Here is a 16,835-nt window from a genome sequence, read left to right as displayed (position 1 = left end):
ACGTTCCCAAGGCACGGTTCGGGGTCCTTCCGTCAGTGGTTCACGTCCGTCAGCGACAGGTGCACGGACTGGCGGACACGATCGACCCTCGACTCTGCCGAAAGGTCAAGTCGTCCGACCCCGCCCGCCGTCCCTGACGGGCCAGGCCGGACACGCCTGGTGAGGGAGTCAGCCGGTCGTGAGCGTGAGAAAGCGGAAGGCGGTTGCGGCTCGGGCGGTGGCTCGACGGCGCGGACAGAAGAAGCACCATCCGTGCCGGCTGACCCTTAGTCCCTCCTCGGCCGGCTCGGCGCACCGGCCGAGAAGGGTCGGTCAGGGAATTAGCGGTGTGGTCCCTCAGCCGTCCGGTGGCTAGGGTCGGCGGTGTGGGACGAAGGGTCGACCGAACCCGTCGGGCTGATGCTCAAGGTGGTGAAGGTAGGGCAGCGCGTCGGCAAGGTCAGCCAGGGCGAGGGGGCCTTGATGGCCGTGGAGCCACCACAGCGGCCCGGCGGGACCGACGGCAGCCTGCGCGGCGTGGTCCCGTCCCGCGGTGGCGACGGGAACGCGCAGGGTTTCCCGGGCAAGACGCTGGTGGAGGTGGTGGGCGCGTGCCATGGAGTGCAGCCAGAACAGCACGGGCCAGCGGGGACCACCGAGGCCGGCCATGCGGTGGTAGGCGTCGACTTTGCGGACGAGTTCGGTCAGTGGTTCCGTGCCGGTGTCGTACTCGAGAAAGAACGGCACCTGATGGTCTCCGGCCTTCCAGATGCCGTGGCCGTCGGGATGAATGGGCGCGGGATACGCATGCAGCTCGACCGGGGCATCCGGTCCGGCGAAGGCACCCGGCTCGCGGCACCGCGATTCCGACCACCACCGGCTCAGTTCGTGGTCGGGATGGACGCGGGCGTGACCGGCGAGATCGATGAAGAACTGGTTGACCCCCAACCGGTGTGCCAGGACGCGGGCAACGGTCCAGCGGCGGCGCCGAGCCCGGGTCTGGCTGGGGCGCGGTGGCGGCTGGTCGCGGTGCGCGGCGATGATCTCGGCGCCGAGCTGGTCCAGGACATAGTGGTAGGGGTAGGAGCCGCCGTCGGTCTTGAGGGGCCGGAACCGGTCGACTGCACCGACGCCTCGTAGCCGGTGCAGGCGGCGCTGCGCGAAGTCCAACGACGGGAACAGGGCGTGGGCGATCTGCGGCGTGGTCAGCACACCGTGATCGGCCAGCCAGCCGAGCAGGACATGGTCACGGACAGTCAGGATGGACTGGGCACGAAGCACCTGGTCGGACATGGGTGTGCGTCTCCTGCAGGGGTGAGGGAGAGACCGGAAGGTCTCTCTGAGCTGGGACGGACTCAGCCACCGACGGCATGAGCCGCAGTGACAGGAGCGCGAGGAGTCCGTTTCTGGGTCAGGTTGAAGGGCGACCCAGAAACGTCGGCAGACACTGACGCCAGCACGGACCCAGGCACGGTTCATCGGCGACTCGACCTGGCATCAGGCCAGCCGGAGACGACGCCCGTCACCGTCCCGGGGGCGTTGACGGTCACACGCCGGCACACACTGACTCCGGTCGTCCACCAACGGGCAGCCACGACGTCCCCTCACACCCGCGACACGCGACAAACCACCGCCTGCAGCGAGCGTCCGACCTCGGCAGACCTCCGCCTATCGAACGAATCCAACTGATGCGTCGAGGGCCTCGGCCGCCATCAAGATCGACGGCTGATCGGACGCCGTTTCGTCCCACACCTACAAACCGTCGTGTGTGTGCCCTGGCGAACGCCCCCCGAACTCACAACCACTCACAGCGCTGCGCCGCGCTGACCGACGCGAAGGCTCAGGCGATCTTTTGTCGTCAGCCAGAGCTGAAAGAACGACACGCCTCCACACCGGCCGGGCCAACGAGCCACCGGACGGCAACTCACCCGGAGGCAGGCACCCACAGATGCTCACAGGCCCTCACGGACACCAACAGGCACTCACAGCCGGTCACAAAGAGTCACAGCCCAGGTCGGATTCCAGTCTCCGGCCTCGTGCATGGCCAAGGCCACACTCACACAAACCGGCCTGGCTGACAGCTGCCGTGCCAGGATGCGTCGGACATCCCGCCTGGGCCGTACCACTGCCCGAAGGCACCGCACTCCGACGCACCACGGAGCACGTCCACCGCCGGCACAACCGAACAAGTTCCGCCACTCGGCAATGTCACCGATGTTTGTCGATGGACACGACGACGTGGCGGACACCGGCCGGTGACGCCCCGGGCGGTGGCGGAACGACACATGTCGGCTATGTCGTCGCCTTCGCCATGACAGGTCGCCGCCCGAAACTTCGGACACACGCAAACCACACCGGGTTCCCTCCACCGCCGTCGATTGACATCCGGTTGGCCAGCGCGGCAAGCACGGCCCCGCCACCGGTGGCCATAAGGCACCTCAACAATGGCTCGAGGCCCTTGCCCCGGACTCCCGCCGGTGTCCGGAATACGGCCGACTGATTGTCGTTAGCGATGTCCGGCAGGGCCGATGAGCAGGACTAGGACACTCTCGCGCCCGTGTCACCGGTCCCAGCGACACGCGACGGTCACCCCGTCGTGCCGGCGGTCTGCCGCGCTGACATGCCAGCCGCAGAGACAGACAGCCAGCACCCACGGGCCACGGCCATGCCCCTGCAGCGCGGACGTGTCCGAAGGAAAACCACATTCGACCAACAGGGCGCATGTCCCCGGCCGGACTACGCCACCGCAGACGAATGACATGTCCGCAGCGGCCCAGGCATGCCACACGGCCTGGCACCGCCGACACGACGCGTGACAGCGCCTCTGACATTTACAGACGCGCCACCGTCACGGACACCGACGCTGACACGAGAGGTGTCAACGAATCGAGGCCAGCGGATGTTCAGCGGACCCTGGTTCCAGCGCGGGCTGGTTGATCCAGACCCGGCCGGGGAGGTCCAGGATCCTGCGGTCAGGGGGCCTCGACGCCGGAGATCAGGTATCGGTGCACCTCGGCGCCGAGGATCGCCGTCGCCTGCTCCTCGGACGGGCCGGAACCCCGGAAGGCCAGCAACTGCTCCTCGGACTCCCACCGCTCATACACGTTGATCCGGCCCGGCTCCACCAGGTCCGCGCTGACCGCGAAGTCGATGCAGCCGGGCGCCGAGCGGGCCGCCCGTACGGCCTCCACGCAGGAGGCCAGGTAGGCGTCCCGCCCGGCGGGGTCGACATAGAGACTGCCGGCGACGATGAGCACGGGTCACCTCCGGTGGCTGGGCCGTCCGGCCCATCCTGCCACCGAAGGTGGCTCACGCCCGGGTGATCGCGTTGGCGTGGATCGCCTCGCTCACGTACGCCGCCATTCCCGGCCGGAGCTTCTCGAAGTACGCGGTGAACCGCTCGTCCGCCACGTACATGTCGGCCAGGCAGGTGTGGAGCTCGTACGGGCAGTCGTAGAACCAGCGGGTGATGAGCTGACGGTGCTCCTCGGCCAGCGCCATCGCCTCCGCGCCGTCGGCCGGGGCACCCGAGTCCATGAGGGCGGTGAGTCGCCGTCCCCAGTCGTCGTTCTCGGCCTTGTTGCGCTGCCAGTCCTCCTTCGAATAGCGCGCCGTCCGCTCGGCCGACTGCCGGTACGCCTCGGTGTCGCCCCAGCGCTGCTCCACCTCCTCGGCGTACTGCTCCGGGTCGTGCTCCCCGAACACCTCGAACCGCTCCTGCGGGGTGAGTGGGATGTTCAACTTCTTCGCCTCCATCGCGAACTCGATCGCCGCGACCATCTCCCGGAGCTTCCCGATCCGCCCGGTCAGCAGCTCGTGCTGCCGCCGCAGGTGCGGCAGCGGGTCGCCGTCCGGGTCGTCGAGGATCTCGGCGATCTCCTCCAACGGGAACCCCAGCTCCCGGTACGCCCGGATGAGCTGCAGCCGCTCCAGGTCCGCGTCGTCGTAGCGGCGGTAGCCCGCCGCGGTGCGACCCCTGGGCGACAACAGCCCGATCTCGTCGTAGTGGTGCAGCGTCCGGACCGTCACCCGGGCCGCCCGCGCCACCTGACCCACCGTGTACGCCATGGTCCCCTCCCTTCCACGACCGAGGCTCCCGCCTGCCGCTGCGTGAGGGTCAAGCCGATTGTGCCCGGCGGCGCGCACGACACCGCCCCGCTCGCCCGAGGGGGTTCGGGCGAGCGGGGCGGTCGGTGTCGCAGCAGGGTCAGGTGGTGACCTTCTGCTTCGTCCGCTCCGGGGCGGCGAACGCCTCGCTGGCCGGGGTGCGGAAGGCGTGCACCAGGCCGGCGATCGAGAGCAGCAGGAGCAGCGCGGCACCGAGGTACATCGCCAGCGCGCCCTGCGCCGCCTTGCGGCCGAACTCGCTGAAGCCGTACGAGGTGAGCAGCAGGCCGCGCAGCGTCTCGCCCTTGAAGACGGTCTCCCGCTGGGCGGTCACCTCGGCGAGCTGCTTCTGCAGGTCGGGCAGGTTGGCGGCCTTGGCCTGCTCGGCCTGGGCCACCTGCTCCTTGAGCGCGGTCTGCGGCTCGCCCAGGTCGGCGTACGTCTTGCCGCCGCCGATGGCCTTGAGGTGCAGGCCGATGAACTCGTTGGCGTAGCACTCGGCCTGCTTGCCGGTGGTCATCTTCTGGCCGGCGTACTCGCGCAGGCAGGCGACCTTCTTCTCCTCGTCGGTCAGCTTGTCGGCCGGCTTGAAGCTGATGTGCTGGGCGCTGAGCTGGTCGTGCACGTACGTGTTGGCGAAGTTGGCGTTCGTGGTCAGGACGATGCCGACGACGAGGAGCAGGACCGCGAGGCCCAGCCCACCGATGCTGAACAGCAGGTCCAAGGTCCGTCGCTTCATGGGGGGCTCTCCTGGGGGATGGTGGCTCGCTTCTGGCGTGACCGTCTCATCGTGGCGGTCGGCGGGGCACCGCAGGCAGGGCCGAACCCCCCGTCCCGGTCGGGACCTTCGACCTCCGTCGACCGGGCCGGTCAGCACGACCGGGCAGCGGGGCCGGCCGGCAGAGCCAGGCAGCGGGACCGGTCAGTGGGGCAGGTCGGCGGGCGTGAGCGCGGCCAGCAACTCGGGCAGGGCGGCCGGGCGGCCGTACCGCCAGCCCTGGCCGTGCACGCAGCCGATCGCGGTCACCGCCGCGTGCTGCCCGCCGGTCTCCACCCCCTCGGCCACCACGGTCAGGTCGAACGCGTCGGCGAGCCGGGTGACCATCTCCACCGTCGCGTACGCCCGGGTGTCGTCGGCGTCGAGCCGGGTGACGAAGGACCGGTCGATCTTCAGCTCGGTGGCCGGGATCCGGTGCAGGTAGCTCAGCGAGGAGTAGCCGGTGCCGAAGTCGTCGATGGCGATCCCGACGCCCAGTTCGCGGAGCCGGCGCAGCCGGTCCAGCACCGCGTCGCTCCCCTCGATCAGCGCCGACTCGGTCAGCTCCAGGGTGAGCGCGTGCGGCGGCAGCCCGGCTGCCGCGGTGGCGTCGGTGACCATGGCGACCAGGTCCGGCCGGCGCAGGTGCGCGGCGGCGATGTTGACCGCCACGGTGGCGTCGGAGCCGCGTTCCCGCCACCGGGCGGCGGCCCGGCACGCCTCGTGGATCACCCACCGGTCGATCGGCAGGATCAGCCCGGTCTCCTCGGCCAGGGGCAGGAACTTCGCCGGGGTCAGCACCCCGAGCCGGGGGTGCCGCCACCGGACCAGCGCCTCCGCGCTGCGTACCGCCCCGCCGGCCAGGTCCACGATGGGCTGGAACTCCAGGTGCAGTTGCCGCTCGTCGACGGCGCGGCGCAGGTCGGCGATGAGTTCGGCGCGGGACACCGCCGCCTCGCGCAGCGCCCCGGTGCACGTCCGGTACGCGGACTTGCCGGCCGCCTTCGCCGCGTACATCGCGATGTCGGCGTCGCGCAGCAGGTCGGTGTGGGAGGTGTGCTGCGGGCCGTACTCGGCGATGCCGATGCTGGCCGACGGGTGCACGCCCAGGTCCTCCTCGCCGGGCAGCGGTTGCAGGGCGGCGAGGAGCCGGTCGGCGAGCCGGTCGGGGGGCACCGGCCGGCCGCCGTCGACGAGCACCGCGAACTCGTCCCCACCGAGGCGCGCGATCATGCCGTCCCCGCCGACGGCGTCCCGCATCCGTTCCGCGATGCCGGTCAGCAGCCGGTCGCCGGTGGCGTGCCCGAAGCGGTCGTTGACCTGCTTGAACCCGTCCAGGTCGAGCAGCAGCACGGCGACCGGGGCGTCGTCGCGCAGGGCGCGGCGCAGCCGCCGGTTGAAGGTGAGCCGGTTGGGCAGGCCGGTGAGCTGGTCGGAGTAGGCGAGCCGGCGCAGCCGGGCGACCAGGCGCAGGTTCTCGTTGGCGGCCAGGCCCTGCCGGACGGCCAGGACGCCGAGCAGCGTCATCATGCCGAGGAAGATCAGGTGCGGGGTCTGCCCGGTGGGGCGGCGGGCGAGCACCACCGCGACGATCGCGCCGCCGACCGGCAGGTAGGGCAGGGCCACCCGCCACCAGGGCGGCAGCGGCGACTCGCTGATCTCCTCGGTGCCGTCGCAGCCGGGCGGCGGCGGGTAGCGGGTGGCGACCCCGATCAGCAGGTAGCTCAGCGGCCAGCAGACATCGATCGGGTGACCGGGGGCGTAGGCGCCGTGCGCGAAGAGCGAGACGTAGCCCGCGTCGGCGGCGGCGCGGGTGGCGAGGCTCGCCCCGATCACGGTCAGCGCCGGCCACATCGGCCGGGACGGTCCGGCGACCGCCACCAGGATGGTGAGCTGCATCAGGTCGAACATCGGATACAGCAGGCCGAAGGTGCGTACCGGGTCGGTGAGGTCGGCGGCGGCGATGTCGCGGAAGACCACCACCCAGCCGATCGGGATCAGGGCCAGCCCGACGATCACCCCGTCGAGCAGGGTCCGGGCCCGCCCGACCGCGCTGCGCGGCGCCGCCAGCGAGGAGAGCAGCGCGGCGGTGCCGGTGACCAGGCCGGCGGTGAAGATGCCGCCGATCAGCGGGGTGTGCGGCAGCGCATTGCCGCCCAGCCGCTCGGCCGTCCACAGTGCCCGGCCGATGGCGGCGAGCGTCATGGTGGCCGCCAGCAGGCCCCAGAACCGGCGCAGCGGGGTGGGGTGCCGGCGGGCCACGCCGACGCAGGCCAGCGCCGCCCAGCTCGCCACGGCGACCGCGCCGAGGTCGCTGACCAGGGCGGCGCCGGGCAGCCGGGCCGCCAGCCACACCCCTTCCCCGAGTACGACGAGAGCGGCCGCGACGATCCCGACGCGGCCGGACAGCGTGGGCCGGGCCGGTGCCACGGCACGGCTCACGTCTCGGGGCAGCACAACTATTCGCTCCGGCTCTCTCTCTTCACGTGCACCCTCGACGATGAGGACCGGTCACGGGCGGCGAACGGCGCAAGCGTAGCCACCGGCCGGTGCCGCCGCCAGAGGCCGTCAGCCCCCGTCACCGTGCCGGTGGGAGCGGTGACACGGCGTCCGGGGCAGGGGTGCGTTCGTCGGGGACGGCGGGAGACGGAGCGACGGAGGCCCGGCCCGGCGGGACGGTGCCGGACCGGGCCTCCGGTGTCGTTACTGGACGGTCACGTTGTCGACGTAGACGGCGGAGGTGCCGCCGGCCCCGCTGCCGGGGACGAACTGCACGCCGATCTCGCGGACGTCACCGAGGTTGGCCACCCCGCCCAGGTTGAGCGAGAGGTTGACGCCGGACGAGGTGACGGCGACGGACCCGCCGTCGAACCACTGCCAGCCGGTGCCGGTCTTGACGTACAGCTTGGCCTGGCTGCCGGTGCCGAAGCTGCCCCACGGGGCGACCCGCGCGGTGGCCCGCAGGGTGGTCTTCCCGCTGAGGCTGGTGGTGGCGGTCTTCTTCAGGTAGGCGGCCCCGGCGCCCAGGTTGACGTCGGACTTCAGCGAGTACGTGCCCTGGGACGCCCACTCGTTGACCTGCCACGGCCCGCCGGTGACTGCTGTGCCGGTCCAGCCCTCGGTGCCGGACTCGAAGCCGTTGAGCAGGGTGCCGCCGGTCGGCGGGGGCGGGCTGGAGGTGCCGCCACCACCGGGCTCGGTGACGTTGCCGAGGTCGACCTCGCCCCGGTTGGCGATCCAGGAGTTGTTGAACAGCGTGCTCGCGCCCTGGTTGCGGGCCGGGCTCCAGCTGTCGTTCCAGGCCAGGAAGTAGCTGGTCTTCGGGTAGCTCTGCTGGAACGCGGTGACCCACTTGCCGTAGTCGAACGAGCCGGCGGTGTCCGGGCCGATCTCGGCGAAGGCGAACGGCTTGCCCAGCCCGACCAGCTCGTTGTACGCGGACTGGATGCCGGAGACCTGCGGGTTGTCGTCGTACGCGTCCATGCCGACGATGTCCACGTAGGAGCCGCCCGCGTAGTAGGCGGTGCGGTTGCCGCGGCTGAAGTCGGCGGAGTAGACCCAGATCAGGTTGTCCAGGCCCTTGGTGCTGGTGAAGTAGGTGTACATCTGCTGCCACACCTGCTTGAAGGTGTTGGGGTCGCGGTTGCCCCACCAGAACCAGTCGCCGTTCATCTCGTGGAACGGCCGGAACAGCACCGGCACCCCGGCGTTCTCCAGGTCCTGGAGGCCGGCGGCCATCTTGTCCTCGAGCTGCCGCCAGCGGGCCCCGGCGGCGGTGGACGGGTTGAGCAGGTCGCTGAAGTTGCCCATCGCGGTGTTCAGCCCGCCACCGTTGGCGTTGGCCGGGCTGGGCGAGTGGACGCTGACGGTGACCAGGCCGCCGCTCGACCACCAGGACTTCAGGCTGGAGTTGCAGGAGTAGTCGACCAGCGCGGTGATGTCGCTGTTGGTGGCCCAGCCGGAGCCGTAGTCGCAGCTGAGGATGGCCGGATACTGACCGGTTGCGGACTTGAGCTCCTCGGTCTGGCTGAGCGAGAAGCCACTGTTGCTGTAGCCGCCGAAGAAGCCGGAGGCGATCCGGTTGCTGCTGCGGTTGGGCAGGTGCCCGAGCCAGTTCAGCACGCTCCTGGTCGAGGCGGAGGCGTTGGTGTTGGCCGGCGTGACGGTGTGCGCGTCGGCGGGACCGATGACGGTCAGGACGGAGGCGGCGGCCAGGGCGGTGGCTGCGGCGCTCAGCGCGAGGCGGAGTCTTCTGCTTCGCATGGTCACCTTTTCGGGTCGGGGGTGGGTGGTACGGCTTACCGGGAGCCGCGGTTCACTCCCCCACTGAACTACTGAACCGATTAAGTTTCAAGCATGTAAATACATTGTTGCGACTACCCTGCGTTACGCACGAGCAGGTAGAGCCGGCGGGTCGCCACCTCCTGCGGATAACTGACCCGCTCCAGACGGGCCTCGACCGCGAAACCCACGTCGGTGAGCGCCGCGACCACCGTCTCCGCCGCGAAGAAGTGGAAGTCCACGTCCACCGGGTGACCCCACCACTCGTCCAGGTGTCGCACCTCGTCGCCGAGGTGGACCGCGACCAACAGCGGCGCACCGGGACGCAACACCCGGCGCAGCTCGACACCGGCCGCGGGCAGCTCGTCGGGGTGCAGGTGGATGAGCGAGTAGAGCGCCACCGCCGCGCCGAACTCGCCGTCCGCGGCGGGCAGCCGGAGCAGGTCACCCGCCCGGAACTCCGCCTGCGGGCACGACCGGCGGGCCACCGCGACCATCCCCGGCGACAGGTCGATCCCCACCGCCCGGACCCCGCGCCCGGCCAGCCAGGCCGTCACGTGCCCCGGGCCGCAGCCCAGATCGGCGACCGTCGCCGCCGACCCGGCCTCCTCGACCAACGCCGCCAGCAACGCCCGGTCCAGCGGCTTGTGGATCAGCTCGTCGGCCAGCCGGCTCCGGTACTCCTCGGCCACCGTGTCATAGCTGCGCCGCACCCCGTCGTGGTCACCGCTCATCGGACCAGGATGCCAGCCCGGTCCACCGTGGACCGGCCCGAGACTCAGGCCCACGCCTCCGCCGGATCACCGTCGTCGCCGGTCCCCACCGGGACGTCGACGTGCGCGGCCGGCGACGCCGCAGCGGCGTCGGGCCCGAGGGCGGCGTCCGGTGCCGGGGCGGCGGCCGGCGGCCCGCCGTGCGTCCACGGGGTCTCCTCCGGCGCGGGGAAGTTCCCCGCCGGCATGAACGCGTCCGACAGGGTGGTGAAGCAGAGCCGCTCTCCCACCTCGGGAACCGTGCCGGGTGGTGCGGTCAGGCCGCGCCCCATCCCGCCGGAGAGCTCCAGCACCACCTCGGTCTTGCCGTCCGCGCCGGGGGTCAGGAAGACCACCCGGGCCTTCTGCGCCGGCCGGGTGGGTGAATACAGCGTCGCCCCCACCGGCACCGCCACCGGTTCCGTGGTCACCACCTGGATGCGGGGGCGCAGCACCGGACGCTTGCCGCTGTCGTCCACCCGCTTCGGGTCGGCCAGCGTCACGTCGCCGACGAACGCCTCCCCGGTCAGCCGGTGCTCGGCCATCACCAGCGGATCGTCGTAGGCGCGCTGGACGGCGTACGAGGTGAGGGCCCGCTCCAGCCGGTGCAGCCGCACGGCGGCGGCGACCGCACCGTCGCGGCGGGGCTGCGGGCCGCCACCGGCGTCGACGTGCTCCGCGTAGCCGGTGAAGGCGTCCCGGTCGCCGTCCCAACGGCCCGCCACCCGGGCGCCGGGCGGCAGGGCACGCAGCAACCCCACGCCGCGCCACATCAGCTCCCAGGTGGGCGCGAGCTGGTCGCGCAGCAGGCCCTCCAGCTCCGCGTACGCCGCCGCCCGCGCCACCGGGTCGTCCTCCGCGTCCGCGTACGCGGCGACGGCCGGGGCGAGCCGACGGTTGTCGAAGTCCGGGTCGGTGGCCGGACCGGCGGGCGGGCAGACCGACGGGTCCTCCGCCCGGGCCGCCGCCTGCGCGCCGGTGAACCCGGGCGGCGGGTCGAGCCAGCCCAGCAGCGCCGGCAGGTGCAGGTCCTCCACCGCGCTCTGCCCGGTCGCCCAGTGCAGGGTCAGCGCCTCGGTCATCGCCAGCAGCGCCGACGAACCCGGATGCTCGGCCCGCTCGGCGAAGAAGGTCAGCCAACGCCCCAGCAGCGGCACCGACGGGTGCACCGGATAGTCGCCGTCGGCGCGGCGGAACCGGGTCGACCGGCCGAGCAGCCGCAGGAAACCGATCCCGGCCGGGTTCGGCACCAGCAGCTGCGGCGCGTCCACGTACCGGTGCCGGACGTCCCGGCCCCGGTCCACCGGCACCGCCTCGGTGACGCTCCGGAACGAGTCCAGGTACGGCAGGACGATCGCGGCCAGCTCGGCGGCGAACGCGAAACGCTGCTGCCGGTTGCGTGGCTGCGGCACGATCAGCAGCCGCGCCTCGTCGGGCGCCGCGCCGGCAAGGACGGCCAGCGGGGCGTTCGCCTCACCGGCCATCGCGAGCGGGACCAGCACGAGTGGCCGTTCCGACAGCCACAGGTGCCGGACCGTGGCGACCGGCTGGGCCACCCCGGCGGCGACCGCCTGCGCCTTGGCGAGCGCGCGGAGCGTACTCATGCGGGGTCTCCGGTCATGGCCTCGGCGCGCAACCGGGCGGCGGCGCGCAGCAGCGCGGCGGCCTCGCCCTGCTCCGGCTCTCCGGCGCGCTCGCCGCCGGCCAACGCCAGCACCTCGGCCACGTCGGCGATCCCGCCCAACGCCTCCCGCACCGGACGGCCCAGCGCCGTGGTGTGGCCGCGCGCCTCGTGCCGGCAGAAGTACGCCAGCTCGCAGGCGGCCAGGCAGTCCGGCGCGTAGCGGGCCTCGACGGTGAGCAACGCGGCGGTCAGGGTGGCCGGGTCGGCGGTCGGGTCGGCGGTGAACTCCGCCGGCACCCGGTCGAGCAGGTCGTCGATCCGGGCCATCCGGTCCAGTTGGCGGCGCAGCACCAGCAGCTGTTTGCGCACGTCGACCAGGCTGGCCACCGGCTCGTTGGCGAAGTCACGCGGGCAGACCAGCACCACGTCGTGGGAGACGAGTTCCGGGTCCCGGCCGGCGGCGGCGAGCAGCTCGCGCAGCGCCAGCACATAGACGGCCGACTGGGTGGCCGCGGCGGAGACCTTCGCCGGGTCGGCCTGCCCGTCGATCACCGGAAACGACTTGATCTCCACGACGTGGAAGCGCCCGCCCAGCCGGGCGGCCACCAGGTCGGGTTCCAGGTGCACCCGCCGGCCGGCCACCTCCAGCCCGAGCAGCGGGTGGTCGAAGAGCGCCGCGTCGTCCCCGCCGTCGGTCAGCGCCGCGCGGGACCGGTCGTGCCGGTCCGCCAGGTCGGCACCGCCGAGGTCGGTCCAGCTCGCCCGCGCCGGCACCGGTACGCCCAACCGCTCCGCGACCAGCCGCAGCAGCTCCGCACCGCCGTCGGCCTTCACCTGCGCCTCGAAGGCGTTGCCCCGGGTGATGGCGAAGCGGGACTGGCCGAACCGGGCCGGGAAGCCGATCCGCTCGGCCAGCTTCGGCTTGTCCACCCCGGCGCTGTCCAGCACGGCCCGCCGGGTGCAGCCGGGATTACCGGTCAGCGCGGCGATGGTCCGGGCGTTGTGCCGCCGAGGTGGCACGCCACCCCGGATCCCCGCCAGCCGCTCCCCCACATCAACCACGCCCGCCACCCTAGCTGTGAAAGGAGGGGCCCCCTGTTAACGCCTACGGTAGAGAAGGGTTCCCTTCTCACCTCCGGGCCGACGGGCGCGGGTCAGTGGCCGGCGGAGCGGTTCCAGGGGGAGCGGGGGGAGCCGGCGCCCGCCGTGGGGCGGGTGCGGCGGCGGTGGCGGCGGCCGGGGGTGCAGGGCGGGCGGGAGACCGTGTGCACCGGGGCGGGTGGCGGGGTGACCGGCTGGCGGCCGATCAGCCAGCAGAGGAAACGGGCCATGTTCAGCCGACCGGGAGGCGCTCGGCCTCGGCACGGGAGATGTCGTACTGGGCGCCGCAGAAGGTGCACTGCTGTGCCCAGCGGGTCCGGACCGGGATCAGCGGGATGAAGAAGAGGCTGAACTTCGTGGCCCGCCGGGTGATGACCTGCGCCGCCCGGTTGCCGCAGTTGCGGCAGACCTGCGTGACGACACCGGACTGGGTGACCTTGGTCCGGAGCCCGAAGATGAAGAACATCGCCCGGCAGTACCCCGTCGGGGCCCGGACGACACCTGCGATTTTTTCCCTACCCGCCGGCTGTCCGAATGCGCCGCCGCCGTTCGTCAGGCTGGATGGAACCACGACCGGAGGAGTGACGGAATGAAGTACATGATGTTGGTCTGCACGGACACCGAGCCGGACCGGAACCCGGACGCCGCCCCGGACATCGAGCAGTGGGTGGCCGAGCGGGACGCCAGGGGCCAGCGGCTGACCGGCAGCCGGTTCGCGCCCCCGGAAGCGGCCACCACCGTCCGGGTACGCGACGACGAGCTGCTGCTCACCGACGGGCCGTTCGCCGAGACGAAGGAGGTGATCGTGGGCTTCGACCTGATCGAGTGCGCCGACCTGGACGAGGCGATCGAGGTGGCCCGCGCGCACCCGATGGCGTACGCGGGCCGGATCGAGCTGCGCCCGCTGGTGGAGGACTGAATGACCGACGCGGCCGGGGCGGTCGCCGACGCGGGTGCCGAGGCGTACCCGCGGATCGTGGCCGCCCTGATCCGCGTCACCGGCGACTGGACGCTGGCCGAGGACTGCGCCCAGGAGGCGCTGGCGTCCGCGCTGGAACGGTGGCCCCGCGACGGCGTACCGGGAAATCCGGGTGGCTGGCTGATGACGGCCGCCCGGAACCGGGCGGTGGACGTGCTGCGCCGGGCCGCCGTCGAGCGCCGCAAGCTACGCGACCTGGCGCTGCTCACCGACCCCGAGCCGCCGCCGACGGGAGGCGACGTGGTGGACGACCGGCTCCGGCTCATCTTCACCTGCTGCCATCCGGCGCTCGCCCTCCAGGCCCGGGTGGCGCTGACCCTGCGCACGGTGGCCGGCGTGCCGACCGCCGACATCGCCCGGGTGTTCCTGGTCGCCGAGTCCACCATGACCCGCCGGCTCACCCGCGCCAAGACGAAGATCGCCGCGGCCGGCGTACCGTACCGGGTGCCGACCGGGTCCGCGCTGGTCGAGCGGCTGCCGGGCGTCCTGGCCGTGCTCTACCTGCTCTTCACCCGGGGGTACGACGCCGACGGCGAACCCGCCTTCGCCGACGAGGCGATCCGGCTGGCCCGGCTGCTCGACACGCTGCTGCCCGACCAGCCGGAGGTGACCGGGCTACTGGCGCTCTTCCTCCTGCACGACTCGCGCCGGGCCGCCCGCCGCGACGGCGACGGCGACCTGCTCACCCTCGACGAACAGGACCGCTCCCGCTGGGACCGGGCGACGATCGCCGAGGCCGTCACCCTGCTGGACCGGGCGGGTCACGGCCCGTACGGCCTCCAGGCCCGGATCGCCGCCTGCCACGCCACCGCCCCGACCGCCGAGGCCACCGACTGGCCGGTGATCGCCCGCTGCTACGACGAGCTGGCCCGGCTCCGCCCGACCTCGGTGGTACGCCTCAACCGCGCCGTCGCCCACGGTTACGCGTACGGGCCCGGGCCGGGGCTGGCCCTGCTCGCCGAGGCCCGCAGCGGGGGCGCGCTCGACGACTATCCCCCGGCGCTGGCTGCCGAGGCCGAGCTGACCGCCCGCCTCGGTGACCGCGCTCGTGGCGTGGCCCTGTTCCGGGCGGCGGCCGGGGCGGTGCGCTCCGAACCGGAGCGTCGGGCCCTGCTCCGCCGGGCCGCCGACCTGTCCGGCTGACCGTCCGCACGGGACCCCCGACCGGCGCGGTGCCGGCTAGACTCGCGCCGTGAACACCGGACCGGCTTCCCGCCACGCACGGATCGGTGACCCGGTGGACGGCTGATCCGCCACCGGACGCCGACCCGGCGTCCCCGTCGTACGGCACGCGGACCTCCGCAGCGACTCGCCCCTGCCCGAGTCCCTGTTCCGTTCGCACAGCGAGGTCAGCCGAATGACAGTCAGCTTAAACCACACCATCATCGCCTCGAAGGACCGCGAGGAATCGGCCCGGTTCTTCCGTGAGCTGCTGGAGCTTCCGGCGGCGCCGTCCTGGGGTCCCTTCACCAACATCCAGCTCGACGACGGCACGCTGCTGCAGTTCGCCGAGCCGCCGGTGGAGATCCAGATGCAGCACTACGCCTTCCTGATCGACGACGAGTTGTTCGACCGGGCCTACGAACGGCTGCGGGCGGGTGGCGTCACGCACTGGGCCGATCCGCAGATGCGCCGCCCCGGTGAGATCAACGACGAGCACGGCGGCCGGGGCGTCTATTTCAAGGACCCGGCGGGACACGCCATCGAGTTGATCACCCGGCCCTACCTCTGACCGGCACGGTCCCTGCCGGCGGAACGACACCGGCGGCAGGGACCGGGCGGTCGGGTCAGGCCCCGGCGGGCATCTCGACCGCGAGCCAGATCGGCTGCCAGTCGGCCATCTCGTGGAAGCGGCGCAGCTCGGACAGGCCGGCCACCGACCCGCACCACGACGCGTACGGCGGGTTGTCCTCGTCGAAGCCGCTCTGCACGAAGGTCAGCCGGGTCTTCCCGTCGGACCCGTCCAGCTCCCAGCTGCTGACCCCGACGGGTCCCCAGTCGACGGACATCCGGCGGCCCGGCTCCAGGTCGATCACCTTGGCGGCGTAGCCGGCCTCGAAGCCGCCCATGGCGTACCGGCCGCCGACCCAGGGCTCGATGCCGATCGGGTAGCCGAACCAGGCGCTGGCCTGCTCGGAGTCGGTCAGCGAGGTCCACACCCGGTCCACCGGCGCGTCGATCAGCAGCTCGCCGCGCAGGTCGGCCGAGGTGAAGTCGGTACGCGGCAGCAGCGTCCGGCCCTCCAGGTGGGCGGCGAGGTTGGCGATCGACAGCGCCCAGAAGGTCTGCAGCACGCCGCGGATGCTGCTGCCGTCCATCGCCTCGGCGAAGACGTAGTGGCTCTGCCGCAGGGTCAGCTCGGTGCTCTCCCCCGCCGGGGTCAGCTCCAGCTCGCTGGTGGTCTCCACCCCGTCGAGCAGCCAGGCGAACCGCAGTATCCGCTCGTCGGCGTGGAGCAGGCGCTGGTGCGGGGCGTCACCCTCGGGCGTGTAGCGCCCCCAGAACTCGTACCGGTGCGGCAGCTCGACCTCGGCGTGCTCGGCGAACCAGACGCGCAGCGCGCCCGGGTCGGTCAGGGCGCGCCGGACGGCGTCAGCCGGCGCGGCGAGCCGGGCGCGGTAGGTCAGCAGGTCACTCATCGGTGTCGCCTTTCGGGTAGCAGGCCACGGCGAGCTTGAAGGCGTCCCCCTCGGCGCCCCCGTAGCGGGTGAACAGGTCCCGCAGCGTCGACTGCAGGTCGTGCAGGAACTCCTGCCGCCGCTCGGCGGGCACCCGGATCTCCCCGGAGACGCCGATCGACGGCAGCTCCGGGGCGGTGCGGTCGAGGGCGGCGACGTCCGCCTGGACCTCCTCCATGAGGTCCAGCAGGTGACCGAGGCTCAACTCGTCGCGCATCCGCCGGTCCCCGCCGAGCCGGCCGACGAGCCGGGGCGAGAGCCAGTACGACCGGGCGACGGCCTGGTAGATGCCCTCGCTGATGCCGCGCACCTGGCGCGCCGACACCTGCTCGGCCAGACCGGCGGCGACCAGCTGCTTGACGTGGTAGTAGACGCGTTGCGGCGTCTGGTCCAGCCGGGCGGCGACCTCGGTGCAGGTGCGGGGCTCGGCGAGCTGCCGCAGCACCTCGATCCGCTGCGGCTTGAGCAGGGTCTCGGCCTGCGCACGTTCTTCCAGGTACAGGACGTCTCTCATGGCAAAAACAAGTTTGTACGTACAAAACTTCTTTGTCAATGGGATCGACGAAAGGCCGCGCCG

16 protein-coding genes are annotated in these 16,835 nt (G+C 72.3%); 3 read left to right on the top strand and 13 right to left on the bottom strand.

Features of this window, described 5'->3' with window-relative positions:
* Positions 1-351: 351 nt before the first annotated feature.
* The 11 genes from MRQ36_RS18440 to MRQ36_RS18390 form a co-directional block, all read right to left on the bottom strand.
* On the bottom strand, positions 352-1,272 hold the full coding sequence (locus tag MRQ36_RS18440) for a replication-relaxation family protein (protein ID WP_242797152.1): 921 nt from the start codon (positions 1,270-1,272) through the stop codon (positions 352-354).
* A 1,679-nt stretch (positions 1,273-2,951) separates the two neighbouring features.
* Positions 2,952-3,236, bottom strand: coding sequence for an antibiotic biosynthesis monooxygenase family protein (locus tag MRQ36_RS18435; RefSeq protein WP_242797150.1), 285 nt, complete (start codon positions 3,234-3,236; stop codon positions 2,952-2,954).
* A 52-nt stretch (positions 3,237-3,288) separates the two neighbouring features.
* Positions 3,289-4,047, bottom strand: a complete 759-nt coding sequence (locus MRQ36_RS18430; RefSeq protein WP_242797148.1) for a MerR family transcriptional regulator — start codon at positions 4,045-4,047, stop codon at positions 3,289-3,291.
* Positions 4,048-4,186: 139 nt separating this feature from the next.
* Positions 4,187-4,825, bottom strand: a complete 639-nt coding sequence (locus MRQ36_RS18425) for a hypothetical protein (RefSeq protein WP_242797146.1) — start codon at positions 4,823-4,825, stop codon at positions 4,187-4,189.
* Positions 4,826-5,008: 183 nt separating this feature from the next.
* Positions 5,009-7,285: an EAL domain-containing protein gene (locus MRQ36_RS18420; RefSeq protein ID WP_242797144.1), complete on the bottom strand. Its 2,277-nt coding sequence runs from the start codon at positions 7,283-7,285 to the stop codon at positions 5,009-5,011.
* A 261-nt stretch (positions 7,286-7,546) separates the two neighbouring features.
* Complete coding sequence (locus tag MRQ36_RS18415) at positions 7,547-9,106, bottom strand: glycosyl hydrolase (RefSeq protein WP_242797142.1); 1,560 nt, start codon at positions 9,104-9,106, stop codon at positions 7,547-7,549.
* A 113-nt stretch (positions 9,107-9,219) separates the two neighbouring features.
* On the bottom strand, positions 9,220-9,858 hold the full coding sequence (locus tag MRQ36_RS18410) for a class I SAM-dependent methyltransferase (RefSeq protein WP_242797140.1): 639 nt from the start codon (positions 9,856-9,858) through the stop codon (positions 9,220-9,222).
* A 44-nt stretch (positions 9,859-9,902) separates the two neighbouring features.
* Positions 9,903-11,480: a hypothetical protein gene (locus MRQ36_RS18405; RefSeq protein WP_242797138.1), complete on the bottom strand. Its 1,578-nt coding sequence runs from the start codon at positions 11,478-11,480 to the stop codon at positions 9,903-9,905.
* The gene (locus tag MRQ36_RS18400) at positions 11,477-12,553 is read right to left on the bottom strand and encodes a hypothetical protein (RefSeq protein ID WP_242801210.1); all 1,077 of its coding nucleotides are present in this window, start codon (positions 12,551-12,553) and stop codon (positions 11,477-11,479) included. Before MRQ36_RS18400 ends, MRQ36_RS18405 begins: the two co-directional genes overlap by 4 nt.
* Positions 12,554-12,654: 101 nt before the next feature.
* Positions 12,655-12,831, bottom strand: coding sequence for a hypothetical protein (locus MRQ36_RS18395; protein WP_242797136.1), 177 nt, complete (start codon positions 12,829-12,831; stop codon positions 12,655-12,657).
* 2 nt (positions 12,832-12,833) lie between these two features.
* Entirely contained in the window at positions 12,834-13,067 is a 234-nt protein-coding gene (locus MRQ36_RS18390; protein ID WP_242797134.1) for a zinc-ribbon domain-containing protein, read from the bottom strand.
* A gap of 123 nt (positions 13,068-13,190) precedes the next feature.
* Between MRQ36_RS18390 and MRQ36_RS18385 the strand changes: the two genes are divergently transcribed.
* The 3 genes from MRQ36_RS18385 (at position 13,191) to MRQ36_RS18375 (ending at position 15,312) form a co-directional block, all read left to right on the top strand.
* Entirely contained in the window at positions 13,191-13,520 is a 330-nt protein-coding gene (locus MRQ36_RS18385; RefSeq protein ID WP_242797132.1) for a YciI family protein, read from the top strand.
* Entirely contained in the window at positions 13,521-14,723 is a 1,203-nt protein-coding gene (locus MRQ36_RS18380; protein WP_242797130.1) for an RNA polymerase sigma factor, read from the top strand.
* Between the two features lie 214 nt (positions 14,724-14,937).
* A complete protein-coding gene (locus MRQ36_RS18375; protein WP_242797128.1) occupies positions 14,938-15,312 on the top strand; it encodes a VOC family protein in 375 nt (124 codons plus the stop codon).
* A 55-nt stretch (positions 15,313-15,367) separates the two neighbouring features.
* Here MRQ36_RS18375 and MRQ36_RS18370 read toward each other — a convergent pair whose 3' ends face one another.
* A complete protein-coding gene (locus MRQ36_RS18370; RefSeq protein WP_242797126.1) occupies positions 15,368-16,219 on the bottom strand; it encodes an SRPBCC domain-containing protein in 852 nt (283 codons plus the stop codon).
* Positions 16,212-16,772 carry a helix-turn-helix domain-containing protein gene (locus MRQ36_RS18365; RefSeq protein ID WP_242797125.1) on the bottom strand — a complete coding sequence of 187 codons (561 nt, stop codon included), beginning with the start codon at positions 16,770-16,772 and terminating at the stop codon, positions 16,212-16,214. Before MRQ36_RS18365 ends, MRQ36_RS18370 begins: the two co-directional genes overlap by 8 nt.
* Positions 16,773-16,835 lie beyond the last annotated feature (63 nt).

The sequence above is a fragment of the Micromonospora sp. R77 genome, from assembly GCF_022747945.1.
GTDB lineage: Bacteria > Actinomycetota > Actinomycetes > Mycobacteriales > Micromonosporaceae > Micromonospora.
This window is presented reverse-complemented; position numbering and strand designations above follow the sequence as displayed.

What these genes read in the sequence shown, in the direction of transcription:
- MRQ36_RS18440 (WP_242797152.1), bottom strand. Translation starts at nt 1,272, where the DNA reads ATGTCCGACCAGGTGCTTCGTGCCCAGTCCATCCTGACTGTCCGTGAC.
- MRQ36_RS18430 (WP_242797148.1), bottom strand. Translation starts at nt 4,047, where the DNA reads ATGGCGTACACGGTGGGTCAGGTGGCGCGGGCGGCCCGGGTGACGGTC.
- MRQ36_RS18425 (WP_242797146.1), bottom strand. Translation starts at nt 4,825, where the DNA reads ATGAAGCGACGGACCTTGGACCTGCTGTTCAGCATCGGTGGGCTGGGC.
- MRQ36_RS18415 (WP_242797142.1), bottom strand. Translation starts at nt 9,106, where the DNA reads ATGCGAAGCAGAAGACTCCGCCTCGCGCTGAGCGCCGCAGCCACCGCC.
- MRQ36_RS18410 (WP_242797140.1), bottom strand. Translation starts at nt 9,858, where the DNA reads ATGAGCGGTGACCACGACGGGGTGCGGCGCAGCTATGACACGGTGGCC.
- MRQ36_RS18405 (WP_242797138.1), bottom strand. Translation starts at nt 11,480, where the DNA reads ATGAGTACGCTCCGCGCGCTCGCCAAGGCGCAGGCGGTCGCCGCCGGG.
- MRQ36_RS18395 (WP_242797136.1), bottom strand. Translation starts at nt 12,831, where the DNA reads ATGGCCCGTTTCCTCTGCTGGCTGATCGGCCGCCAGCCGGTCACCCCG.
- MRQ36_RS18390 (WP_242797134.1), bottom strand. Translation starts at nt 13,067, where the DNA reads ATGTTCTTCATCTTCGGGCTCCGGACCAAGGTCACCCAGTCCGGTGTC.
- MRQ36_RS18385 (WP_242797132.1), top strand. Translation starts at nt 13,191, where the DNA reads ATGAAGTACATGATGTTGGTCTGCACGGACACCGAGCCGGACCGGAAC.
- MRQ36_RS18380 (WP_242797130.1), top strand. Translation starts at nt 13,521, where the DNA reads ATGACCGACGCGGCCGGGGCGGTCGCCGACGCGGGTGCCGAGGCGTAC.
- MRQ36_RS18375 (WP_242797128.1), top strand. Translation starts at nt 14,938, where the DNA reads ATGACAGTCAGCTTAAACCACACCATCATCGCCTCGAAGGACCGCGAG.
- MRQ36_RS18370 (WP_242797126.1), bottom strand. Translation starts at nt 16,219, where the DNA reads ATGAGTGACCTGCTGACCTACCGCGCCCGGCTCGCCGCGCCGGCTGAC.
- MRQ36_RS18365 (WP_242797125.1), bottom strand. Translation starts at nt 16,772, where the DNA reads ATGAGAGACGTCCTGTACCTGGAAGAACGTGCGCAGGCCGAGACCCTG.